At 60.6% G+C, this 23810-nt stretch carries 18 protein-coding genes; 6 read left to right on the top strand and 12 right to left on the bottom strand.

The genetic code is table 11. The features are described 5' to 3' along the window. Positions 1 to 75: 75 nt before the first annotated feature. The 5 genes from GCT19_RS19935 to GCT19_RS19915 form a co-directional block, all read right to left on the bottom strand. On the bottom strand, positions 76 to 612 hold the full coding sequence (locus tag GCT19_RS19935; RefSeq protein WP_018433648.1) for a fimbrial protein: 537 nt from the start codon (positions 610 to 612) through the stop codon (positions 76 to 78). 254 nt (positions 613 to 866) lie between these two features. Continuing rightward, a complete protein-coding gene (locus GCT19_RS19930; RefSeq protein WP_321576836.1) occupies positions 867 to 1517 on the bottom strand; it encodes a response regulator transcription factor in 651 nt (216 codons plus the stop codon). A gap of 498 nt (positions 1518 to 2015) precedes the next feature. Next, positions 2016 to 2405 (bottom strand): BON domain-containing protein, encoded by a 390-nt coding sequence (locus tag GCT19_RS19925; protein ID WP_193727424.1) that lies wholly within the window; start codon positions 2403 to 2405, stop codon positions 2016 to 2018. 181 nt (positions 2406 to 2586) lie between these two features. Further along, positions 2587 to 3774 (bottom strand): porin, encoded by a 1188-nt coding sequence (locus GCT19_RS19920; protein WP_152852888.1) that lies wholly within the window; start codon positions 3772 to 3774, stop codon positions 2587 to 2589. A gap of 77 nt (positions 3775 to 3851) precedes the next feature. Continuing rightward, complete coding sequence (locus GCT19_RS19915) at positions 3852 to 5033, bottom strand: M20 aminoacylase family protein (protein ID WP_152852887.1); 1182 nt, start codon at positions 5031 to 5033, stop codon at positions 3852 to 3854. A 154-nt stretch (positions 5034 to 5187) separates the two neighbouring features. Between GCT19_RS19915 and GCT19_RS19910 the strand changes: the two genes are divergently transcribed. After that, a complete protein-coding gene (locus tag GCT19_RS19910) occupies positions 5188 to 6084 on the top strand; it encodes a LysR substrate-binding domain-containing protein (protein ID WP_018433652.1) in 897 nt (298 codons plus the stop codon). A 67-nt stretch (positions 6085 to 6151) separates the two neighbouring features. Here the strand turns inward: GCT19_RS19910 and GCT19_RS19905 are convergent, their stop codons facing one another. From GCT19_RS19905 to GCT19_RS19885, 5 genes are all read right to left on the bottom strand, one after another. After that, the gene (locus GCT19_RS19905; protein ID WP_152852886.1) at positions 6152 to 7579 is read right to left on the bottom strand and encodes a basic amino acid/polyamine antiporter; all 1428 of its coding nucleotides are present in this window, start codon (positions 7577 to 7579) and stop codon (positions 6152 to 6154) included. A 68-nt stretch (positions 7580 to 7647) separates the two neighbouring features. Continuing rightward, positions 7648 to 9084 (bottom strand): basic amino acid/polyamine antiporter, encoded by a 1437-nt coding sequence (locus GCT19_RS19900; RefSeq protein ID WP_152852885.1) that lies wholly within the window; start codon positions 9082 to 9084, stop codon positions 7648 to 7650. Positions 9085 to 9262: 178 nt separating this feature from the next. After that, positions 9263 to 10765 carry an efflux transporter outer membrane subunit gene (locus GCT19_RS19895; RefSeq protein WP_152852884.1) on the bottom strand — a complete coding sequence of 501 codons (1503 nt, stop codon included), beginning with the start codon at positions 10763 to 10765 and terminating at the stop codon, positions 9263 to 9265. Further along, on the bottom strand, positions 10762 to 13821 hold the full coding sequence (locus GCT19_RS19890; RefSeq protein WP_152852883.1) for an efflux RND transporter permease subunit: 3060 nt from the start codon (positions 13819 to 13821) through the stop codon (positions 10762 to 10764). The genes GCT19_RS19895 and GCT19_RS19890 overlap by 4 nt, the downstream gene beginning before the upstream one ends. Further along, on the bottom strand, positions 13818 to 14792 hold the full coding sequence (locus GCT19_RS19885; protein WP_018433657.1) for an efflux RND transporter periplasmic adaptor subunit: 975 nt from the start codon (positions 14790 to 14792) through the stop codon (positions 13818 to 13820). Before GCT19_RS19885 ends, GCT19_RS19890 begins: the two co-directional genes overlap by 4 nt. A gap of 910 nt (positions 14793 to 15702) precedes the next feature. Here GCT19_RS19885 and GCT19_RS19880 point away from each other — a divergent pair. From GCT19_RS19880 to GCT19_RS19870, 3 genes are read left to right on the top strand one after another with little or no spacing between them, the layout of a single operon-like run. Next, positions 15703 to 16053, top strand: coding sequence for a hypothetical protein (locus GCT19_RS19880; RefSeq protein ID WP_152852881.1), 351 nt, complete (start codon positions 15703 to 15705; stop codon positions 16051 to 16053). Next, positions 16029 to 16475, top strand: coding sequence for a hypothetical protein (locus GCT19_RS19875; protein WP_152852880.1), 447 nt, complete (start codon positions 16029 to 16031; stop codon positions 16473 to 16475). The genes GCT19_RS19880 and GCT19_RS19875 overlap by 25 nt, the downstream gene beginning before the upstream one ends. 30 nt (positions 16476 to 16505) lie before the next feature. After that, positions 16506 to 17084: a hypothetical protein gene (locus tag GCT19_RS19870; RefSeq protein WP_152852879.1), complete on the top strand. Its 579-nt coding sequence runs from the start codon at positions 16506 to 16508 to the stop codon at positions 17082 to 17084. Positions 17085 to 19190: 2106 nt separating this feature from the next. On the opposite strand, the gene GCT19_RS19865 is transcribed toward GCT19_RS19870, so the two are convergent. Continuing rightward, entirely contained in the window at positions 19191 to 20165 is a 975-nt protein-coding gene (locus GCT19_RS19865; RefSeq protein ID WP_152852878.1) for a ParB/RepB/Spo0J family partition protein, read from the bottom strand. Beyond that, positions 20162 to 21373 carry a ParA family protein gene (locus tag GCT19_RS19860; protein ID WP_026228326.1) on the bottom strand — a complete coding sequence of 404 codons (1212 nt, stop codon included), beginning with the start codon at positions 21371 to 21373 and terminating at the stop codon, positions 20162 to 20164. The genes GCT19_RS19865 and GCT19_RS19860 overlap by 4 nt, the downstream gene beginning before the upstream one ends. 45 nt (positions 21374 to 21418) lie before the next feature. On the opposite strand from GCT19_RS19860, the gene GCT19_RS19855 reads away from it, so the two are divergent. Next, the gene (locus GCT19_RS19855) at positions 21419 to 21604 is read left to right on the top strand and encodes a hypothetical protein (RefSeq protein WP_152852877.1); all 186 of its coding nucleotides are present in this window, start codon (positions 21419 to 21421) and stop codon (positions 21602 to 21604) included. Between the two features lie 801 nt (positions 21605 to 22405). Then, positions 22406 to 23809 (top strand): replication initiation protein, encoded by a 1404-nt coding sequence (locus GCT19_RS19850; RefSeq protein WP_026228327.1) that lies wholly within the window; start codon positions 22406 to 22408, stop codon positions 23807 to 23809. Position 23810: the final 1 nt, after the last annotated feature.

Raw genomic sequence — 23810 nt, 5'->3', positions numbered from 1 at the left:
ACCGATAAGCGGAATGTCAGTTCGGGTTGCCTTCAGAGAGGAAGCGCAACCCGATGCCATTCGGCTTGGACTGGCTTACTGATATGCCAACGTGTAGCGAACAACGGCCGTCACGTTACCGGCCGTGGTTTTGTTCGTTGCGTAGTACCGGCCGCCGTAGCTCATCGTTGCGGTGCCATTGCTCGCGACAGGAACGAACGAACCCGTGCTACCCAGAAGAATTGGCGTGTTGCCATCACTGTCAAGCAATTGCACTTCGACATTGGAAGCCGGCGACGTGCTAGCCTGATTGATGGCATTACGCGTAGCCGGGTCCATGTTCGTGGTCTCGAAATGCGCCGCGACATTGCTCAGCGTTGCCGGGCACTGTGACACCGAAATTTCGAACATCCTGGAGCCGGCGGTTTGGCCAGCTGCAACCAGCGACTGGGTAGACAGGGTAGGCAGCGTGACCGTCTTGTCGTCGTCACCAGCGTTAATCACGCAGGTGTCGTCGATCAGTTCGCCGTTGAACGTTACCTGACCTGTGCCCGGTGCGGCTTGAGCAAAAACCATCGGCGCGACGGACAGGCCGGCCACCGCGATCATGAGTTGCGTCACTTGTTTTTTCATCAGATTCCTCTTTGTTGCTATTTCAAAACTACACACCCTTGTGAAGCCGGAGCTCCCCAGCGATCGTCAAGGCAGAGAAATGATGTCATTGAAGAAGACCCGTGTTAATGGGCCGATACCCAAAATGAAATACCATATGGGACAGCCGACAAACGGCGTGTCGATTCCTCGAGCTGAGTCGATGTCAGGACCGCCATACGATAGGGAAGGGCGCTACGAGAACTACAGAATCCGCCTGAGGATCGCGGCAATAGCTACGAGCAGGACCACTCGCGCACGATCGTGACGAGTTCTACGTCGTTTCTGGCACCCAGCTTCTTCATGCCAGCGTTCTTCTGATTGCTGACGGTCTTGGGACTGCGATTGAGCCGCTCGGCAATTGTGGCGATCGACATGCCGTCGCAGATCATTCGCACGACTGTCGACTCATTTTTAGATAGCAAATTGAGAGAAGATCCGCCTTGCGCTGCGCGCGTCGTTGCGCGCAACATCTTGTTCGCAATGGAATCAGGCAGAAAGACGCTCTTATTTTTGGCGGCACGAATGGCAGCGATAAGGCTGACAAAGCCCTCCGGCCCCTTACCGACAAAACCGGCCGCCCCCGCATCGAGCGCAGCCGAAATGATGTGCGTGGAAGAGTGCGTACTCAGGAAAACTACTCGTAAGGTTGGAGCGACACGCCGGATGCGGTCAAGAAGATTGAGACCATCGGCGTACGGATCGCCTTCGAATTCGTAGTCGCACACGAGCACATCGACTGATACTTCAACCAACAGCTGGAGAAGCTGGCCAATCGTCTCGCTTTTGAAACAGACCTGAATTTCCGGACAACGCTGAAGAAGATGCTCGACGCCGAGGAGAATGAATGGATGATCGTCGGCAATAGCCACTCTGATTTTGTTCACTCGCACTCCATACGACGCTGGTCAATACCTTTCTCGTGCCGACACACCTGCATGCTTTGCTACCAAAGTACGATGTCATTTCACGCCGTTACATGACGGGAAGGGCGCGGGGATATCTCGCCCATGCCACTCGTCGAAGGTTTTTGAGCCACTGTTTATTTGAATCAATTGAAATCGCTGAGCAGGTCGGTGCGCTTTTGGTAGAAACAAAGTAGTTTTTCGCATGCAACCTGACATGGACCACCATGAAGACGGGATAGCGCAACGCGCCCCGCCTTCAACTTGGGCGGATTGTACGGGGCGCTAACAGGAAAATAATCAGAGAATTCCTATATGCATCATAGGTACAAGGAGTGCTTGGCTCAAGGTGTTCTCCAGACACGCCTGCGAGCGGCAAGTACGTTGACCGTTCCACAAGAAGCAGCAATGACTGGGCGATGAGCAACGTCGTGCTTCGAGTCAATATCTAGCCCCAGTCGGACCCGTCGCGATTCCTCGCTAGTTGCTGCCCCGTGTGCTGAATTCCTTGCGCACCGCGACACGGCTCGTCACCGACTGAACACCGGGTACGTTTTTCGCAATGTTTGTCGCGAGATCGACCTGGTCCGCGGTCGGCGCGCTGCCCGTCAACGTCACGACGCCGTTATTCGCGCGCACTGTAATGTTGCTGGCCCGCAGCCCCTGGCTTCGCGCGCTTCTGAATGCGCGGCGTACGTCCCGCACGAGTTGCCGGTTGGCTGCCTTGATCTCGCCCTCGGTTGGCGAGGAAGCCGCCTCCGCTTGCGCCGTCGGAACCGATCCATCCGCTTGCGGTTGCGCGTGCGTATTTAGGCAAGCGAACACGACCGCGCTCGCGCCAACCAGCTTCACCCATTTCTGTGCATTCATTTTTTTCTCCTGTCGTCTATGGCCGGATGACATCGACGGATGACTCCGGCCGTTGATCGGTAATGCGCTCGTCGAATACGGTCGGCGCGGCGAGACTGACGAGAATGCACGCGCTCATATACCAGACCGGCGCATAGGCACTGCCCGTCGCGCCGATCGACCACGCCCGCCGTGACTCGATTCAGAACAGGTGATAGATGCCGAGCGACGCTGTCATCGGCGTCGTGCCCAGTTCAGGCGACGCGGTGCCCGTTTGCAGCGGCAGCGGATTGCTGTTCAGAATCACGCTCGAAATCCCGTAGTTGCGGATAAAGCCCGCGCGCGCATACAGCGACGTGCGCTTGGACAGCGAGTAGTCGTAGCCGAGCATCGCGCCGAGCGCCGAGTCCTTCGCCGGATCGCCGGCACTGTCTCGCACTCCCGATGTATCGCGATAGACCACCGACGCGCGCACCGCGTGACGTCCCCACGGCACCGTCGCGCCGACGATGTACGAGCGCGCGATGCCGTTGCCTGCGAGCTTCGGCGCCACCTGCGCGAACGCGGCCGATAGCACGTAGCTGCCGACGTCGTAGATCGCGGATACCCCGTAGATATCGTTGCGCACGGTTTGCTTGCCCGCCGGGGTTTCGACCGGCGAGCTCCACACGCGGTTGTACGCACCCGACAGATACCACGTGCCGTTCGTCCACGAAGCGACCACGCCCTGGTTCGACGCATTCGGCGACACGCCGGCCTGATTGTTGAACGCATAAAGGAACGTCGCGCCGAAGCCCATCACCCGCGGCGTGGTCCATGTCACCGCGTTGCTCGCGCGCACCAGCACCTGGCTCGAACCCGGCCCGAGGTCCGCGTTGTAGCCGACGCCCTTCGGCGTCTGCACCGCACCACCGGCGAGCCACGCGACAACCGAGTTCGTCGTCACTTCGCCGAATGGGTCGATGACTTCCGGCAGGTTCGCGGTCGGTTGCAAGCCGAGGCGCACCACACCCCATGTCGCCGAGTTCAGCCCGACCCACGCGGCGCGGTCGAACAGCGTATTGCTGGTGCCGAACGCACCGTTGTTCGCCATGAAGCCGTTTTCGAGGTTGAATTCCGCCTTCAGGCCGCCGCCCAGATCTTCGCGGCCAAACAACCCGAATTGCGACGTATGAACGCCGCCGCTCTGCGTTTGCCACTTCGAGGTGCCGCTGACGCTCTGGAAGTTCAGACCCATGTCGACGGCGCCGTACAGCTGAACGCCGTTCTGCTGGATCGCGCTTTCCATCGACGGCCACGCCGACAGCCACTGCTGCAGATATGAGTCGGCCCAGGCCGCATGAGACATCAGCGCCACGGCCGCGGCGCAAACGGTCTTTTTATAGTTCATGTGAATCCCCGATATGGACGTAGTCTGGCCACCGGCCCGGCCGCACGCCGGGTCGGCGAAACGCGAATTGGCGAAGTTCAGGTTGAGAGGTATTGCTCGACGAGCGCGGCCCAGTACGCGACGCCGATCGGCAGCGCCTGATCGTTGAAGTCGTAGCCGGGGTTGTGGATCATGCAGCTGCCGTGACCTTCGTGACCGTTGCCGAGCGCGACGTAGCAGCCCGGCACTTTCTCCAGCATCCACGAGAAGTCCTCACCGCCCATCATGCCCGGCGGCAGCGGCAGGATGTTCTGTGCGCCGACCACCGCGGCAACCGCTTCGCGAGCGCGCGCGGTCTCCTGAGCGGTGTTCATCAGCACGCGCGTGACCCGCTGATAGTCGATGTGCGCACTGACGCCGAAGCTGGCCGCCTGGCTCTCGACGATCTCGCGCAAGCGCGTTTCGATCAGTTGCTGGACCTCGTTGCTGAGCGTGCGCACGGTCAACAGGATCGTCGCCGTGTTGGGCACGACGTTGTGCACGGTGCCGGCCTGGATCGCACCGACGGTCAGCACCGCGGCATCGGCCGGCGGCACGTTGCGCGCGACGATGGTCTGCAGTGCCATCACGATGCTCGCGGCAGCCACCACGGGATCGCGGCTCAGATGCGGCATCGCGGCGTGCATGCCCTTGCCTGTCAGTGTGACCGTCACCAGATCGGCCGATGCCGCCATCGCGCCCTGCTGCACGATGAACATGCCGACCGGCACGCCCGGTGCGTTATGCAGCGCGTAGACCGCGTCGCACGGAAAGCGCTCGAACAGACCCTCTTCCATCATCCGCACGGCGCCGCCCTGCCCCTCTTCGGCCGGCTGGAAGATCAGGTTCAACGTGCCGTCGAAGCGCCGCGTTTGTGCAAAGTAATGCGCGGCCGCCAGCAGGATCGCCGTGTGTCCGTCGTGCCCGCATGCATGCATCTTGCCGTGCACCCGGCTCGCATACGGCAGACCGGTGTCCTCGATGATCGGCAGCGCGTCCATGTCCGCGCGAATACCGATCGCGCGCGTGCCGTCGCCGAGTTTCAGACGGCCGACCACCCCCGTGCCACCGATGCCTTCAGTAACCTGATAACCCCATTCCTTAAGTTTCTCGGCGACGAGCCGGCTCGTTTCGACTTCTTCGAATCCCAGTTCCGGATGTGCATGAATGCGCCGGCGCAATTCGACGAATTCGGCAGCCTGCTCGCGAATTGCGGGATCGATATTGATGTTATGGGACAACGCCGTCTCCTCTGACAGACCCGTATGACACGCGCTGGATCAAGCTCAGCGCGAATTGACAGGCAGTCTACGAGAGCGGCGGCGAATAAAAACATGATAAAGTTTTATGCCAATAACCGTTAGTTATAGTATTTACCCTGAGGTAATAAGGTTAATGGCAATTAAGCTTCATCAATTGCGCGCACTGGTCGCCGTCGCGGATCATGGCACGATCGTCGGCGCCTCGCGGGCGCTATTCGTCAGTCAGCCAGCCGTTACCAAAGCCATTCGGGAATTGGAATCCGATATCGGCATGTCGTTATTCGGCCGTAGCGTCAATGGCGTCGCTCTTACGCGCACCGGGGAATCTCTGTTGCGGCATGCGCGCTTGATCGTCGGGGAACTCGGGCGCGCCGAGCAGCAGATGGCGATGGAGCGAGGCGCGCAGGAAGGCCGCGTGACGATCGGTGTGACGCCGCTCGCGGCACTTACGCTGCTGCCCGATGCTTATGCGCGGTTTCGTCTGGACATGCCGCACATCACAGTCGAATTTCTCGAATTTCACGCGACGAAACTACAGGATCGGTTGCGCCAGGGTTCGCTCGATTTCGCGCTCGCCGCGGCGACCGAATCGTCCGCCGATTCGTCGATCGAATGTTCGGAACTGCTGTCTTATCCTTTGGCGTTCGCAGTGCGCGCGAACGGTGCGCTCGCGAACGCCAGTTCGCTCGCCGATCTTTGCGATGTCGAATGGGTCCACTCCGACACCACCGACGACTATCCGCAATTCGTCGCCGATCTGTTCAACCGTCAGGGCCTGCCGGTGCCGAGCCGGATCACTCGCTGCACGTCGCAATCGCTGATGTACAGCCTCGCACTCAGCATCGACGCCGTGATGGCCTGGGCTTCGCACACGCTCGAACTCGTGAACTCGACGGGGCATATGAAAAGACTGGATTTCGTTGAAACGTCGCGCACTGCGAGATTGCATCTGATGCAGCGCGAAGGCGCGATTCACACGCGCCCGGCCGACTATTTCATTCGCTGCATTCGCGAGGCCGCGCTGATGTGAGCCCCGCGGCGCGCGCGGCAAGCTATCTCCTGAGCACCGTCCTCACCCGCGAGCGGCACTGAAATGCTCAAACCCCGAAGTGATTGCGCACGAGATCGGCGAACGCGACCAGCGCGGTAAGCAGAACCACGATGAACAGCCAGCGTTCCAGCAGCGTGAACACAGGCCGTTTTCCCTTGCGACGCTCGGCGAGGTAAAACCACGCGGTCGCCGCCGTGTAAAGCACGGTCGACATCAACAAATAATGCAGACCGCCCGCGTACACGAGAAAGAGCGCATAGACGCAGCCGATCAGCGCAAGCACGAAATCGACGCGGCGTGACCACGGCTGCCCCGCATACGATTCGCCGCTCGCCGCGAGCTTCAAGCCATAGCCGGCGACGAACAGATATGGAATCAGGCTCATCGACGTCGTGAACTCCTTGGCCAGCGTGAACGCTTCTTTCGAAAACAGCGTCACGATCAAAAACGCCTGGATCACGAGGCTCGTCATCCATAGCGCGGCGACCGGTACGTGGTTGCGGTTTTCGCGGCCGAGAAACGCGGGCATCGTACGACTCTTGCCCGCCGCGTGCAGAATTTCGGCGGCGAGCAACGTCCATGCGAGATAGGAGCCGAGCACCGATATCAACAGGCTGAGCTTGACCACGACCGCACCCCACGCGCCGACCGCGGCGCTCAGCACGCCAGCCATCGACGGATTTTTCAGCGTGCCCAGCTGCTCGAGCGGCATCACGCCATACGACAACAACGTGACCATGACCATCAACGCAAGCACGCACAGAAAGCCGAGCACGGTCGCGACGCCGACGTCGCGCCGTTCGCGCGCGTGCCGTGAATAAACGCTCGCGCCTTCGACGCCGAGAAACACGAAGACCGTCCCCAACATCGTCTTGCGCACCTCATCGAACAGCCCCGCCGCCGACGGCTCGGGATCGGTCCACAGATTCGCGATGAACATCTGCCGTTCGACGCTCGATAGCACGAGAACCGCGAACAGTCCGAGCGCGAGCAACTTGGCGACCGTCATCGACGCATTCGCAATCGACGAGCCCTTCACGCCGCGCAGAATCAGAAAGTGAAACACCCAGATCATCAGCGAGGAACTGACGATCGCGCTAAACGTATTGCCGGCGCCGAACGAGGGCACGACGATCGCGAGCGCCGACTTGATCAACACGAGATAAGCCACGTTGCCGAGACAGCTGGCGCACCAGTAGCCGAACGCCGACAGAAATCCCGTATAGCGTCCGAACCCGACGCGCGCATACGTATAGACGCCGACGTCGAGTTCCGGCTTGCGCCACGTGAGCCGTTGAAAGATCAGCGCGAGTATTAGCATGCCGGAGCCGGTGATGGTCCAGCTGATCAACGAACCGACGACGCCGGTATATTTGCCGAGCGCCTGCGGCAACGAAAAGACGCCGACCCCGACCATCGAGCCGATCACCATCGCCATCAGGCCCGGCGCTGAAAGTCTGACGCGCTTGTCCATGCTGCGATCGCTCTCCCGCGAACACGTTCCGACCGAGCCGCGCTCGCGCGACTACGATGATCGACCGCTCAGATGACGAACGCGCCGCTCGCGAGACCGATCAGCGCAGCGATCGCGCCGCAAGCCGCAACGGCAAAGATGACCCACTCGACTTTCGAAAACACCCGCAGGCCGCGCTCGCGTTTGGCCACCACATACAGCACCGTACCGGGTGCATAAAGCAACGCCGACAGCATCAGGAACTTCAGACCGCCCGCGAACAGCAGAAAGGCCGTATAGAACGTCGCGAACATCGCGACGAAATACTCGGTGCGCAACGCGCCGCTGAAGGTGCTGCCATTCTGTCCACTGTCGTAACGCGCGGCCTTGATGCCGTATGCGGCCACGAGGAAATAAGGAATCAACGCCATCGAGCTCGTCAGATTGAGCATCAGCGCAAACGCATCGGTCGACCAGTACGTGCTGATGACGAAACACTGCACCACGGTACTCGTGAGCCAGATCGCGGCGACCGGCAGCTTGCGCTCGTTTTGTCGGGCGAAGAGGCGCGGCATCGTCTCGAGGCGCGCGGCGGCGAACAGCACCTCGGCACAGATCAGCGACCACGCGAGGTACGCGCCGAGGATCGAAATGATCAGACCGGCGCTGATGAACACGACGCCGAATGGGCCGAGCAGCGCGCCGAGTACCGCGGCCATCGACGGCTGGCGCATCACGGCGAGATCGGCGCGCGGCAAGGTCGCGTAAGGCAGCAGCGTCACCAGCACCAGCAGACACAGCACGGCGACGAAGCCGGTGATCGTCGCGGCGCCGACGTCCGAGCGCTTTTTCGCGTAGCGCGAGTACACGCTTGCACCTTCGATGCCGACGAACACGAATACGGTGACGAGCATCGTCGCGCGAACCTGCGAGAACAGGCCGTTGCCGAGCTGATCGTTGCCTTCCCGCAGATTTGCGTGAAACATGTCGGCGCGAAACAGCGCGATCAGTATCACGATGAACAGCACGATCGGAATCACTTTCGCGACTGTGACAATCGTGTTGATCATCGTGGCCTGCTGGACGCCGCGCAGCATCACCAGATGAAACAGCCAGATCCCCACCGACGACACAATGATCGCGGTCGCCGTATTGCCCTCACCGAAGACCGGGACGAAAGCGCCAAGCGTCGATTTGATCAGCACCCAGTACGACACGTTGCCGAAGCAGCCGGCCATCCAGTAGCCGAATGCTGATAGAAAGCCCGCATAATCGCCAAAGCCCGCTCGCGCATACGCGAACACACCGGCATCGAGCTCGGGCCGTCGCTGTGCGAGCGCCTGAAACACGCGCGCCAGCGCGTACATGCCGATGCCCGCCACGCACCATGCAATGACCGCGCCGAACGGTCCGGTCGCACGCGCGAAATTGCGCGGCAACGAGAAAATCCCGGCGCCCACCATCGAGCCAACGACCATCGCGGTCAATGCGGGTAACGACAGTTTCGTCTCGACCTGGGTTGTCATCGTTCACCCTTCAGAGAAGCTGATTTCTTCCAGAAAGGGACTTACGCGGAGCAGGTACGCGTACGCTGCGCATCTCCTGTTAGTCCTCCCGACTGAAGCCAACGGCCTGCGAGTACGCTTGCTACGCATTGATGCAATTCATCGCGCATGCGATGTGAAGCTATTCACCCGATCGTTCTTACTGTGAAGCCGGCGCCGGTGCGTTCGCGGTGTCGGGCGCGGGCGCCATCGGTGCGGGTTGATTCGAGGCCACGGGCGGATTGGCCAACCAGCCGCCCCCCATCGCCCTGAACAACGCGAACTGTGCCTGCAGCTTGCCGACCTCTTCCCTAGCCTGCGACGACTGGCTTTCGAGCAGCGCAACCCGCACCTGATCGATATCGACGCGGCCGGTATCGCCGAGTTCGTAGCGACGTCGCACCTGGCTCAGCTGCGTGGCACGACGCGTGACTTCTTCATTGCGCGCCTTGAACAACTCATCCTGCCGGTTCAAACGCGCCAGCGCACGGTCGACGTCATAGAACGCGCCGAGCGCGGTCTTTTCGTAGTTGAACATCGCCTGCTGCGCCTGCGCATCCGACGACTCCACCTGCGAGCGCCGCGCGCCGAAGTCGATCAGCGGCATCGCCATCGCCGCGCCGAATAGCCAGAACGTGCTGGCCCCGAGGTTTTGACCCGCGAACTCCCACCCATTGCGCGCGAGCATGCCGCTTAGCGATATGGTCGGCCAGTAGTTGAGCCGCGCGACATCCGACTGTCTGACCGCCGCATTCACGCGCGCCTGCGCCGCGATCAGATCCGGGCGCCGCATCAGCAGATCGACGGGTTGGCCGGGCTCGATGTGCGGCAGTGCGGTCATCAGCGTGTCGCTTTCATCCAGGATTCCGGCGAAGTCCGCTGGCTGCACGCCGCAAAGATTCTGCAAATTCAACCGCGCCTGTGCGATGCCGTTCTCCAGGTCCTGCATACGCGCATCGACCTGGGCGCGGCCAGCGCGCGCCGCTTCGATGTCCGTACTCATCACGAGGCCCGCGGTAAAGCTCTTTTCGGCGATATCGACGAAGTCGTCCGCGATTGCGCGGCTCTGCAGCAGGATCGAGCGCTGACGCAGCAGCCCGCGATACGTGACATACAGATCCGCGACACCCGACACCACGCTCAGGCGCACCGCCTGGGCATCGCCCGCGGCCGCGCGTACCTGCTCACGTGCCGCCGAGAGCCGCGAGCGTCCCTGGCCGAACAGATCGATCTCCCATTGCGCCTGCAACCCGACTCGCCAGAACTGCGCATCGGTATTGGTGATGCCGAGAAACTGCGCGAACTCGAGCTGCGTCTCGCCGCCGTGGAACTTGGCGCCGCTGACGCTCGCACCCACCGACGGCAACAGTTGCGAGCGAGCCAGCCGGATCCCGGCCTGCACCTGATCGACGCGTGCGTAAGCGGTAGCGATGTCGAAGTTGTGCGCGAGCGCGACTTCGATCAGTTTGTTCAGCGTCGGATCGTTGTACTGGGTCCACCATGCCGCGAGATCCTGCGCGGACATCGGTGTCGCCGCGCCCTGTTGCGCCTCCGAATACTGCGGCGGAAACGCGGCGGGCTTTTCCAGTTGCAACGAACCCGAACAACCTGCTTCGAGCAGCAGCGCCGCGATGGCGAGAAGACAAGGGCGCGCGCGGATCATTTTGTTTCCGGGTGTCGGCCCGGCTCCCATTCCGCCTGCTTGATCGAGAACAGCATCGAGTACAGCGCCGGCACGGCGACCATCGTCAGTACGGTGGCGAAAGCAAGGCCCGACATGATCGTAATCGCCATGTCCTTGAAGAACGGGTCCCACAACAGGGGCGCCATACCGAGCGCCGTCGTACCGGCCGACAGCATCACCGGACGCAGACGGCTCATCGCGCCGTGCGTCACCGCCTGCATGCGCGGCACGCCGGCGGCGATCTGCGCATCCATTTCTTCGACGAGCACGACGCCGTTCTTGATCAGCATGCCGATCAGGCTCAATAGACCGAGCAATGCCATGAAGCCGAACGCGCCACGAAACAGCAGCAGTCCGAGCGTCACGCCGCAGATCGACATCGGCACGACGAGCAGCACGACGAGCGCGGGCTTCAGGCGTCCGAACATCATCAGCACCAGTAGTGCCATCGCGATGAAGCCGAGCGGCAGTTGTCGGAACAGGCTCTGCTGCGCGCGCGTCGACGATTCGTGCTCGCCGCCCCATTCGAAGCGGTAACCCGAAGGCAGCTTGATGTTCTCGATGCCCGAGCGTATGCGGTTGAAGGCGTCGACGCTGTTCTGCCCATAGATAGCGTTCGCCGATACCGTGATCGTGCGAATCCGGTCCTCGCGCGCGATCTGACCTTCCTCGGTCCCGACCGTGAAGCCGTTGACCACGTCGCCGAGCGGCACGTAACGGCGCAGACCCGCGCTGAACACCTGCAGGTCCTGCAGGCCCGCGACGCCGCGCGTGTAGTCGGGCGAGCGCAGCACGATCGGCAGCAATTGATCGCGCTCCCGATAGAGGCCCGCGCGCAGGCCCTCGGTTGCATAAGCCATGGTGTCGGTGACCTGCCGGCGCGTCACACCGAGCGAGCGCGCGCGCGACTCGTCGAATTCCGGCCGCACGATGCTGATCGGGTTCTCCCAGTCGTCGCGGATCGCGATGATGCGGCCGTCGGCCTTCAGCACGTTCTGCGCTTCCTGCGACAAGCGACGCAGCACGGCCGGATCGGGACCGGAGAAGCGCGCCTGAATCGCCGCGCCTCCGCCGGGCCCGAAGTTCGGCCGCGTCACCGTCCAGTGCTGCTCGGGGAAGCGCTTCTTCAGATCTGCTTCGATGTTCGGAAGCATGACGTCGATCAGGCGCTGATCCTTCGCGCCGACGATGAACTGCGCGTACGACGGATCGCGCGTCTCCGGATCGTAGACAAGGAAGAAGCGCGTCGCGCCCGAACCGATATACGTCTGCACGTTGGTGACGTCCGCATGCTCGAGCAGCACCTTCTCGACTTCGCGACTCTTTTCGACGACCGCGCGAATGTCGGCGCCGCGCGGCAGACGCATATCGACATAGAAGATCGGCGTCGTCGACGCCGGGAAGAAGCTCTGCTCGACGAAACGGAACGCCCGGCCCGCCAGCACCGTCAGCGCAACGAGGCCGATGACCACCAGCACGCGCCGTCGGGTGACCCATGACAACAACTCGCCATAACGCCTGTATAGCTTCGCCTTGAACGGGTCTTCATCGATGATGTCCGCGGGCTTGAAAAGATAGGTGCCGAACAGCGGTGTCAGCGCAATGGCGATTACCCAGCTAAATAGCAGCGAAATCGCAGCGACGGCGAACAGGGACGCGCAGAATTCGCCGACCGCATCCGGTGACAGGCCGATTCCCGAAAAAGCCAGAATTCCCACGATGGTCGACGCGAGCAAAATCCATTGGCTTTGTTTGAGGATCTCTGTCGCCGCCTCGAGATGCGACTTGCCTCGCTGCACCCTCACGAGCATGCCCTCGACCACCACGATGCTGTTGTCGGTCAGCATGCCCATCACGATGATCAGCGCGCCGAGCGAAATCCGCTGAAGCTCGATCCCCGCCGCGTACATGACGAGCAGCGTGCCGAGAATCGACAGGAACAACTCGACGCCGAGCACGACCCCCGCGCGCCAGCCAAGCCCGATGCCGAGCGCAACGCCGACGATCGACACGGACAGGAACACGTCGAAGATAAAACCGCGCACGCTCTCGTCGACGACCTGCGGCTGATCGTAAAGCGAGTACAGCTTGATACCGATCGGGCGGTCGCGCTCGAGTACGGCGAGCTTCGCCTTGATCCTCTCGCCGACTCTGACCACGTTGACGCGCGGTCGCGCGCTGATACCGATCGTGATCGCGGGCTGGGCGTTGTAGTGAATGACATGGTTCGGAATCGTCGCATAGCCATGGCTCACGCGAGCGATATCGCCGAGCAGCAGCGTGCCGGGCGTATTGTTGACGGGCAGCGATCGGACGGCCTGCAGCGAATCGAGCGAGCCGGTCGGAGCGATCCGCAACGACAAGTCGCCGACGCGTTCGCGGCCCGCGGGCCGAACCTCGTTCTGCAGGAACAGCGTCTGCGCGAGATCGTCGGTGGAAAGATTGTTGGCGATCAGTTTCGACTGGTCGACGTCGACCGAGATCTCCTCCTGCTGCTGACCGGCGATCACGATGTCGGACACGTCGTCAAGCGTCAGCAGTTGGCGGCGCAGTTCGCGCGCGTACGCATATAGTTGCGCCTGCGTGTAGCCCTCGCCGGTCAGCGCGTAGAACATCCCGTAGACGTCGCCGAAACGGTCAAGCACGAGTGTCGGGCCAGCCCCCGGTGGCAGCCGGACCTGTGCATCCGACACAGAATTGCGCAATTCGTCCCACACTTGCGGCAATTGCGCCGACGTGTACTGGTCGCGAATCTGGACGCGGATTTCAGAGTAGCCAGGCATTGAACGCGAGGTCAGCTTCTCGACCTGCGGCATCTGCTGGATCGCGCTTTCGAGCCGGTCCGTCACCTCCTGCTCGACCTCGTGCGCACTCGCACCCGGATACAGCGTCACGACGACCGAGGTCTTGATCGTGAACTTCGGGTCTTCGAGCCGCCCGATGTTGTAGTACGCAAAAAGGCCGCCCAACAGCGAGATCAGCGCCAGAACCCACGCGATCAGCGGCTTTTCGATCAGGGGGCGCGCGAGATTCATTGAGGTGCATCCATTGGACGGACCGACATTCCCTCTTTCATGAACTGCGAGCCGCCGGCCACCACGCGGTCGCCCTCCGCGACCGCACCCGCGACGACCGCGTCGTCATTGCGAATTTCGCGCACGCTGACCGGCACCGCATGCACACGGCCGGACGCCGCATCGTAGCGCCACAGACTGCGCTGACCGTCCGCGCCGATCGACACCGCCGCGATCGGAATCGCGAAGTAGCCGTGGTTGTCGCTTGGCGCGACTTGCCGGGCCGTGTCGGACATCTGTACGCGCAATGCCATGCCGGGTAACAGCACGGCGCTTTGCGGTCCTTCGATGGAGAACACGAGCCGGTAGGCGGCCGAAGTCGGCGAGGTCTGCGTGGTCCGTTCGCGGAACACTAGCGCGAAGCGGTTCTGCGGCCGTTCGGGCAGCCACGCCTCGGCTCTCAGCGTCTTATCGACGAACAGCCGTTCGGCAATGCTCTGAGGCAGATCGACGCCGACATCGACACGGCCGATGTTTTCCAGATTGAACGCGGGTGCGCCAGCCTGCACGACCTGCTGGATCTCGATGTTGCGGCGAGCGATCCGGCCGTCGAATGGCGCGACGAGTCGGGTATTGCGCAGGTCGCGGCTCGCCATGTCGCGTGCTGCGCGTGCGGCATCCGTGGCAGCCGACAGCTGCTCATAGGCAGCCTGAGACAGAATCCCGTCCTTGCGCAGTACCGCCTGACGCTTCAGGTTGTCGCTCAGCTGCTGATACTGCGCGTTCGCGCGTTGCAGTTGCAGCTTGTAGGGTTCTTCATCGATACGCGCGATCACCTGCCCGCGTTTCACGGATGCGCCTTCGAGCACCGCGATCTGCACGACGCGGCCCGATACTTCGAAGGCGAGCGGCGAGATGCTGGTCTGCTCGACTCGCCCGGTAAAAATGCGAATGACGGAGGCGTCGGCCGGTTCGACTCTGGTGAGCTGCACGGCTGGCCTCGTATCGCCAGTCTGTGTTTCGGTCTGCCGTTGGCAGCCCGACTGTGAAACGGCGAGCGCACAGGTCAACACGCACGACGATACGCCGGTCAACAGGACGCTGGCTGTTCGGCGAGGCCGCGGTGCATCGGAGCGGTTTGCGTTCATGACGTCCTCGGCTGACTGCTGGCGCAACCCGTGTCGTTCACCCGGCGGCAACGTAGCTCGCGGGCCGGCGAATACGGTGCTCTACAGGTTGCTCATGAATTCATAGGGGTCCATAGCAGTGGACCGATGAGTGCATTCGCTGCGACTTCCACGGCCGGGTCAGACTCGAGGAACAGCGGCATCGCGTCTGTCGGACCGGCAACGTCATGCGTCGTCATTCAGGCTCCGTTTATCGGGCATCCTGTCTAACCGCCAACCTGCTTCACCACGCCGAAGAAAGACTAAGGAAATTGACAAGTCCGCCATTCATGACTTTGCGCAGTTCAGTAGTGGTCTGCCCGTGTCATGCGCGCATCATTGTCCCCGCTCACAGTTCGTCACAGGCATCATGGCCGATCAATGCGTTTGCCGTCAATCGATTCGCGACTTACTGCGGGCACACAGACTTGGTCCCATGATTGCTTCGACTTCTGTTGTCGAAATATAAGCATGGCTATTCTGTCTTTGCCGATGGAGCAGCCGTGTTTGTTAAATCGGGATTCTTTCTCGTTGGAGCCAATGCGCACCATGGCGAATGGCATTGGTCGCGCCAGCGACTTGCCGGGCGTAGAGTCCGACCGGCGCGACGCATCATGACACGCTCGCTCGCATTGCGGATGTCGCGGTGCGTAGCACTCGCGCTGCTCGTCAGCAGTCTTCCGTCCCGTTGCGCGATGATGACCGTCAACTCGCAAGCCCCGGGGAGTGCATCGCGATGCGGCACGGCGATATTCTGTCGACCGGCCGTCTAGACACGCTGCAAATCGCGGCAATCGATGGAAACACCTGCCAACGCGAGCCGCTCGATTGCATCAATCCGATCTCGTGCGTCGGCGGAATCGATACCGGCTGGCGATTGTCGAGGCTCACCGAACTGTCGTCGCGGATGGCCATTACGAACACGCCAGCCAATGCCGGTGAATGGAGCGACGCGCAATTCGATCTGTCCGGCTACCCGAAGGCGTGCGCGAACCGCGCGAAGTCATTCCGGCGTCGCGGCTGTCGTTCGCCGGGATACGTAGCGTTTATCGACGTGATGATTTGGGCGCCGAACTCGTTGCGGTGATGAATGTGCCGCCGGCTGAAGACGACGCCGATGCGGGCGGCGACGCCGATGACGAAAAGAGTAGCAATGCCGACACCGATACCGGTGTGTCGCCACAGGCCGCGGGACGGCCGAGGTCGGCATCGCGCTATTTCAGTGAGATGCCGTCGCCGAACGTCACGACGTTGATCCGGTTCAGCCTGGGCGCGCTCGAGCAGGTGCTTGCCTCACATGATGTCGTGCTGTCCGTCTACGATCCGTATCGCGAAGACAGTGTCGAGCGACACGCGCAGGCTGTGCCACTTTCGGCCACCTTCAGCGCCGGCGATGGCATCTGGCTCGCGCGCTCGGATTTCGCCGAGCAATCGTTGCGCATGCTGTTTGGGCGCGCACGCGCACGCGGTATCGATGCGCCGCGCATCTACATGATGCAACCCTTCTAACCTTTCGGTCCCAGTCGACGGATCATTCTGATGTTGCATGGCCTCGCGAGCAGCCCCGAGGCATGGGTCAACGTCGCCAATGATATTCATGGCGATGCGCGACGCCGGCGTCGCATCGGATGGGCTTTGTCGACTTTCCGCGACGCGCTTCGGGAGACGTTGAAGGACAACCGCGTGCTCGAAGGGACCGACATCGATCGTGAGGACGAGCGGCTCAATCGGCTACTGAACTTCGCACCGATGCCGCAAGTCGAGCACGCCATATTGATCGCAGCACCCCACCAAGGCACACCGTTCGCGACCAACCGGCTGTCGCGCTGGACGGCCAACCTCGTGCGTGTGCCGCTCGCCCTACAAAACGAAATCGCGGAAGTGATGGGAACGGGGACGAACATTGGACCGGAAGGTCGGACGTTCCACGTGCCAAACAGCATCGAGCTGCTGCGCGAAGCCGATACGGTGATTCGCGCGACGTCGCAGTTGCCGATCAGCCGTCAGGTTCGCTTCCATTTGATCATCGCGCGGCGCCGCGAAAGTGGCCCGCTCGAAGATTCCACGATGGCGTCGTCCAGCGCGCGCCTCTCGCGGGCGCGCTGTCGGAAAAGGTGATTTGTTGCCGGCGCAGTGTGCGGGAGACGCCGGGGCCGGGTTTGGAAAGTGACGGGGGAGCGACCAGGCGTCCTTTTAGGACGGGCGTGGGCGTGGCAGTCAGCGGCAACCCTTGGAAATTTATTCGCTACAAATTACGTATTAAATGTTACGGATGACTGGAGGGCGTGGGTGCGAACTTGCGCGCGATCCGCACTTTGTGGGAGTGACGGGGTATCGTGCACCAATTTGGCTGATTCGCGTGAAACAACGTCCCGTGAAATTGAAAAAGCTGTTTAAAAACAATGAGGTATGATATGAGAAAGACATTTACCAATGTTTCACGACGCGCCAATTGGCGAGATCGGCCGAAGAATCGCGGGTTCGCGCTCGGATTGGCTAATACTCGCTCGTTTTTCGATATTTAGTTCGTAAAAGCGGGCCTCGCGTTCCGCGCCCCGTATGTTATGGGATTTTTGCTCGTGGCCGACTCATCGAAGCTAGAGTTGGCGTCGCGCTCAGCGATGGACGGTGGCTTTGCGTTTGTGGAACGTGCGGTGGGTAATTGTCCCGCTCATCGACGGGAGAAGAGTGAGCCGGACGACGACTCTTTACGTTGACGACGATTTGCACATTTGCCCTCGCCTATCCTGCGAACCATCGTCCGGCGGGTTGATTTCCGATGCGCCAGGAGCAGCGTTGTCAATTTCGCGCGACCGCAGCGGCTGGCGCAGGCTCAAGCGGTAGCGCGACATACGGGACCAGAACGGGAAGATCGGTTCCGGTCGAAAGCTGGTTAGTTCGGAACTGGCCACCCGATGATTCGCGTGGTCGCGACACATTCCTTCGAACGAGCGGAGCCGCGCATCTCGTGATGTGGGCAAGTCGCTCGGACGACCTGCCGCCCCCTGGTTAATTGTCCGAGAGTGGCTTCTTACTGGCGACGTTGGGGAATTGCCGAACGCGCGTACCGCCCGATTGCGCAGCGGCAGCCAGGCGATCCGGGTTGAGTTTCTGGCCGTCGGCCGACTGTCTGGATCTGCAACGGGGATGTGATTCGGGGGCAGGCTTGCGACGATCGAAAGGAGCGGCGTACACCGCTGCGACAGCCTCGATCTGCGTCGATCGAGAGGGATCGCACTAGCAGGTTTGGCATCCCTTAACGCGGCACTCAAGTATTGGCTGGCTCCCGACACAGCTTGACGTATTCGTTCTGTTCGCTGAGAAAAACCAGATTCACAGCAGTCGTTCGCGCTTCCGTCCACCTGATCCGGATTCGTCGGTGATCGTACGGGACGGATTTCCCGGCCGAAGAACGGCTGACTGGTGTCCATAAGCGTTGGCCTCAGCACCGCGCGCGTCTGTGGCCTTAGGTGCTTCCGCACATTGCATCAGCCGTGAGAGACGTTGGCGATTTTCACAAAGTGCTGCGACCGTCAGCGTCACCCTGAACTCGGGGCTCTATGGAAAACCGGTTTCAGCGCATCCCGCGATATTTCAACGTGGCTGCGTGCAAGCGCGTGGCAAGCATTTGTTGCGCGGCGCCTCGATGTCTCGCGCAGCGATTTTTCTCATCGCAGGAGCGGGCCATCGAAGGCCGAGCGATAGTACGAGGATGAATAGCCCGTTTGTGACGAAGGGTTGAGAATCACCGTGGATGGCCTGTCGGAGAGCATTCTCTTTCAAAGAGAGGGAACCGGCCTACCATTGCCGCCGTCAGGTGACCATCGAACACGTTGGGCTGCGCCCTGACGATATGACCCGTCAGCGAGCTGGCAGAAGCCGGCTTCCAGACAGGTTCACAAATTCCAAGCCAATGGCGGGCTCGACTATGTCGGGCAACGGACCTGCACCGGCAAGCTTGCTTTGCGAATGCACTTACTACGCGAAAGTCCCCGCGACCCGGACAAGGCGCAAAGAATGCTCGTTCTCACGACAGCGCGCTCTTATCTCGTCGTCGACTTTTGCCGACAAGAGTGTCTAGAGTCTAGACACGCGGACGAACACTGAGGTGTCTCCTGAAAGAGTGTCTAGACTCTAGACACTCTCGCAGCCCACCCCATTTGGGCTGGCCGAAAAAAAGCCCGCACTTGGCGGGCCTTTCCACACTACAAACCAAACGTCAAATCAGCTCGTCTTCGGCTGCGATTGGAACATTTGGCCGATCAACTGTCGTATCTGAACTTCTTGCGCCTCGGTAATCACCCCGGTCTTGATCTTGATCGTGAAGTTGCTGACATCCTTCGTGATGCTTCCAGCGTGCTCTCGTCCCGCGAAAAACTTTTCGATGCTGCGTCCGCCAGTACCCGCCGACGTCGTCTGTCGGGTCGCCAAGGCAGTGATTGCCGCCGCGACCTTCCCTTGATCCATTTCGCCTCTCACCAACAGCGGCCAAATTTCGCGAGCTGCTTTAACCCCATCCTCGCCGTGCTTCTTGATCGCCGCCCCAATTGCTTGCGCCGCAGTCCCGCCCAATAGTCGCGGCTGAATATCGAGATCTTTCTTGATGAAGTCCGGCAGATTATCGAACGAAAGGAATTGATACAGACCCGCCCGCGACAATCCCATCGCCTCTGCCAGTCGCTTGCGATTCGGAAACTCCGCTTCCGACCGACGGATCGCAACGCCGATTTCATAGTCAGCAAGGTCGTCGCGGCTGATGTTTTCGACCATCGCCAGCACGGCCATATCCGAGTCAGAACAATCCGCGACCACTGCTTTGATCGTGTCCAGCCCCAACATCTTGTGCGCACGCCAGCGCCGTTCGCCGGCGACGATCTGATAGTCATCCGCGACACGACGGACCACTATCGGCTGCATCAACCCAACTTCCCGGATCGACTCCGCGAGCTCGGCCAACTTTGCTTCGTTGAACACACGCCGTGGCTGCCACGGGTTCGGCAAGATGCTCGCGACCGACAGTTGCGATGCGATGCCGGTCGATTCCAATTCCTGCACGCGAAGCTGCGCAACGGCCAGCGCACCAGCGAGGCCGGGCGCCGTTTGCGTGCGGTTGCTGCGCTTCACCTCGTCCTCGTTGATCGACGAAGTTTTGCGAATGCCGGACGTCTTGGCCAGCAACTGTTCTCGCATATTGCTCATTGCGCGTTCCTCCATTTTTCCGAATAGATCTCGTCGATCCAGCGACAGTAATCGACGAGAGGCTGCCGCACGCGTTGCAGCGACTTGGCCGCGCTGTGATTGCTGCTAATGTCGAAGACGGTCGAGAACGCCAACGCCCCGGTGCTCATCACCGAACTCGCCGGCACCTCGATCGAATGCAGCCAGTTTTCGTACGCGCTTTGCGCCCATGCGCGCACGATCGGCGCCGACGAGTTCCGCCCATAATCGACCCGCGATAACACCAGCGATACGAAGTCGTATTTCTTTTCTTTCTCGAATTTGATGAAGCTTTTGGACACGTCCGAGAAGAGCCGCCAGAACGACAGCGAGCTGATGAAATCCAGGTTTTCCGGCACCATCGGCATCACCATGGCATCCGCTGCCATCAGCGCGTTCAGGTTGAGGTACGAAAGCGACGGCGACGTATCCATCAGAATGTAGTCGTACTTCTTGCGCAGCGGCTCGAGCCCTTGACGAAGCACGGTCCAGAAACGAAAACCCGGACGAATCTTTTGCATCGCCGGCAGATGGAACTCCGCCCCGATCAATTCCGTGTGCGCAGGAATCACATCGATGCCATCCCAGTACGTCGACTGGATCCGCCCCTCGAGGCCGCCGTCGATGTCCTGATCGTAGACGTACGGCAATACCGTATCTTCAGGTGTCACGTCCTTTTCCGCGTACAGTCCGCACAGTTCCGAAAGCGACGCCTGCGGATCGAGATCGACTACCAACACCTTGCGGCCCCGCAACGACAGCCCTTGGGCGAGGCACATCGTCGTCGTCGTCTTTGCGGAACCACCTTTGAGCTGCGCCGTGATAATGATCTTCCCGTCTGGTTCCTTCAGGCGCGTGACCAGTGGTGTCTGGTAGATATCGGAAATCTTCTGCACCCAGATTCGCGCTTCTTCCAGCGTGAAGGTCCGGGTACGGCCCGTGCCGGCGGCGGTGCCCGAAGGCAGTTCTCCGTCGCCTTTTGTCGCGAGATACTGCACCTGGGAGTGAGAGATGTTGCACATCTCGGCAATCTCGCCGGTCTTGAAGACGGGAGCCGTTTTTCGAGGACGTGGAGCCAGAATCGTGTCACGCAGCTCATTAGTAAAAATCGTGACTTTTTCTGCGAACTCACTGATCTGCTCAAAGTGAACGGTTCGGTCTACGGCAGGAAGTTGGCTCGTTCTGACCATTCTGAGGTTTACCCATAAAATTCCGGAAACCTCAGAATACAGGAAATGCTTGAAAATAGCTTTTTAAATTACTGTTTTTATGTGGTTTTTCTGAAAGTTTTTCTATTTTCACACCGTTTTCGCTGGCGCGCCTGGAAACACCGCGCACTCGAAGGCACAAATGACCTCACCTTCATTCGCAACACGGCCGGCGGAGCCGGCACAGCTGCCCAAAACTTAAGCACGGGGTGAGGTTATTTGTGCACTTTCTCATTTCCGCGAAGCTCAATCCGGCGAGCCTCAGCACAACGGACCTCACCATTATCAAGATTTCGCCACCTTCCGGCGAGCGTTACCCCCTCACGGAGCGCAACTGCACAATCAACCTCACCTACCGCCGCTGCTTTCCGCCGGCGACAGACGGTCAGACCGAGCGACACACATCACCAATACCCGCAGATCATCCGGAAAGCACAACCAACCTCACCTTCGCCACACGAGCGTCCCTATCAGCCTCCAACGTATCGCACAACCAACCTCACCATGCTGCATTGCGCAATCTTCGCGTCCATTTACTTTATGAGCCAAGTTGGTAGGGTTTTTTTTTTTAAATCGAGAACAAACCCACAAACCTACACAGCCAAACGATATTTAATTTATTCAAACACTTAAGTCTAGAAAGGTGAGGTGTTTTGTGTCCAAGGTGAGGTTCGCTGTGCCCAGAGGTGCGGTTGGTTGTGCAGCAAGGTGAGACCAATTCCCTACCAAGGTGCGGTTCCATGTGTTTGACTATGCGTCGAATCTCAAAGGTGAGGTGCGTTGTGCATCTGCAGGAACGGAAGGCCGGATGGGCCGTCCCATAAGGCTTCGCAGCGCGGAAGCCCGTCTAGCAAGGTGAGGTTGCTTGTGTAGATGGTGAGGTTCTGTGTGTCGAATCGCGGAATGGACCACGAAATGGCCACCTCCGAGGCCGTGCTGATGGTGAGGTTCTGTGTGTTGACAGCTCACCACTGCATGCTTACAGTCCCGGGAGCTAAAAAGTGGATGAAGAACATGGCTACGGACAATCCGGAAGAGGGCAAGTCGAAAGCGACATCACGCCAGATGGCGCTCGCGCTGTTCGAAGACATGTTCGATCAGGGATTGCGCATCAACGAGGCCAATCGCGAGATCGGTTATCAGCGCAACGATTTCTTCACCGAGATCGTCAACATGGGACTGCCGGCGCGGCGTTTTCTCGATGCCGCGTACTTCATCGTCGCGCAGGAACCCGAGCAACGCGATCAGTACGACGTCGAACTCAACTACTTCAAGTGGCTGATGCGTTACGACAGCCGCAACCTGAAGCATTTGCGCACGATCGCCGACGAAGCTCAGAACGCGAAAGTCCGCGTGACGAATACGCCCGCGGACCGCGATCCCAATGAAGACGACCTGTGGGTGCAGGTTCAGCTGATCGGCATGGTCGGCTTTCATCGCGGACGTATGCGTTTCGACGTCCATCCACGGCTCGTGCCGCATATCCGCGATCCGCAGAAATCGCACTGGCTAAGCTTGCGCATTTCCACCGCGTTCACGCGCAGTCTCGCGCGCGCGATCTACGACAAGGTCTTGCCCAACGTGCCCGCTGGACGTACCGACTGGATCCAGCTCGAGGAAATGCGCAACTGGCCCGGCAAGATGGGCGCGAACGCCGCCATCTTCAAATACTTCAAGCGCGATTGGCTCGAGCCGGCGGTGCGCGAGATCAACGAAGTGTCGGACGTCGAGATGTCCTACGAGACGCGGACTGCATCCACGACGTCGAAGAAAATCGACCGCATCCGCTTCCTGCTCAAGCGCAAGGACACAGCCGACGCGGTACTCGCGAGCCTCGCCGACGCGAGCCATCTGTACAAAATTCTCACCGACGAATTCGGGCTGTCGACCAAGCAGTTCAGCGAGATTTCGGAGAACCGCGAACTCTGGACCGACGAACGCATTCAGCAGGCCGTCGAGTACACGCGCTTCAGAATCAAGCGCGGCCAGGTCAAGAAGAGTCCCGCGGGCTATCTGATGCGCGCGCTACGCGACAACTGGAAGATCTCCGACGCCGAGCGCACGATGGTCGACGTGCAAGCCAAACTGCTCGCCGACGAAGCACAGGAACAGGCGGTCAAGACCGAAACGAGAAAAACCGTGGCGAACAGTATCGCGACGCGCGAAGAAGAAGTGCGCGCGCGCATGAACGAGGATTCGCGCAAGGGCCGCGACCATTTCAGCGCCGCCGATGCGAAGACGCGCAAGGAACTGATGCATGCGTGGACAACATCGCGCGAAGGCAAGCTGATGCTGCGTCGGATGAAGCTCGAACCGTCGACGGTCACCGAAGATGCGATTCTCGCGAATACGGAGCTGGTGTGGTATCTGGGGCAGTTCGTGTTCGGCCGGATGAATGCGGCGCGCGCGGCCGCGTGAA

Origin of the sequence: Paraburkholderia atlantica, assembly GCF_009362785.1 — a bacterium.
GTDB classification, from domain to species: domain Bacteria; phylum Pseudomonadota; class Gammaproteobacteria; order Burkholderiales; family Burkholderiaceae; genus Paraburkholderia; species Paraburkholderia atlantica.
Note: the sequence above shows the minus strand (reverse complement) of the source record. Positions and strands in the feature narration are given on the sequence as shown.

What these genes read in the sequence shown, in the direction of transcription:
- GCT19_RS19855 (WP_152852877.1), top strand. Translation starts at nt 21,419, where the DNA reads ATGCTTGAAAATAGCTTTTTAAATTACTGTTTTTATGTGGTTTTTCTG.
- GCT19_RS19860 (WP_026228326.1), bottom strand. Translation starts at nt 21,373, where the DNA reads ATGGTCAGAACGAGCCAACTTCCTGCCGTAGACCGAACCGTTCACTTT.
- GCT19_RS19925 (WP_193727424.1), bottom strand. Translation starts at nt 2,405, where the DNA reads ATGAATGCACAGAAATGGGTGAAGCTGGTTGGCGCGAGCGCGGTCGTG.
- GCT19_RS19865 (WP_152852878.1), bottom strand. Translation starts at nt 20,165, where the DNA reads ATGAGCAATATGCGAGAACAGTTGCTGGCCAAGACGTCCGGCATTCGC.
- GCT19_RS19895 (WP_152852884.1), bottom strand. Translation starts at nt 10,765, where the DNA reads ATGATCCGCGCGCGCCCTTGTCTTCTCGCCATCGCGGCGCTGCTGCTC.
- GCT19_RS19890 (WP_152852883.1), bottom strand. Translation starts at nt 13,821, where the DNA reads ATGAATCTCGCGCGCCCCCTGATCGAAAAGCCGCTGATCGCGTGGGTT.
- GCT19_RS19900 (WP_152852885.1), bottom strand. Translation starts at nt 9,084, where the DNA reads ATGACAACCCAGGTCGAGACGAAACTGTCGTTACCCGCATTGACCGCG.
- GCT19_RS19910 (WP_018433652.1), top strand. Translation starts at nt 5,188, where the DNA reads ATGGCAATTAAGCTTCATCAATTGCGCGCACTGGTCGCCGTCGCGGAT.
- GCT19_RS19920 (WP_152852888.1), bottom strand. Translation starts at nt 3,774, where the DNA reads ATGAACTATAAAAAGACCGTTTGCGCCGCGGCCGTGGCGCTGATGTCT.
- GCT19_RS19850 (WP_026228327.1), top strand. Translation starts at nt 22,406, where the DNA reads ATGGCTACGGACAATCCGGAAGAGGGCAAGTCGAAAGCGACATCACGC.
- GCT19_RS19905 (WP_152852886.1), bottom strand. Translation starts at nt 7,579, where the DNA reads ATGGACAAGCGCGTCAGACTTTCAGCGCCGGGCCTGATGGCGATGGTG.
- GCT19_RS19870 (WP_152852879.1), top strand. Translation starts at nt 16,506, where the DNA reads ATGTTGCATGGCCTCGCGAGCAGCCCCGAGGCATGGGTCAACGTCGCC.
- GCT19_RS19880 (WP_152852881.1), top strand. Translation starts at nt 15,703, where the DNA reads ATGCGGCACGGCGATATTCTGTCGACCGGCCGTCTAGACACGCTGCAA.
- GCT19_RS19935 (WP_018433648.1), bottom strand. Translation starts at nt 612, where the DNA reads ATGAAAAAACAAGTGACGCAACTCATGATCGCGGTGGCCGGCCTGTCC.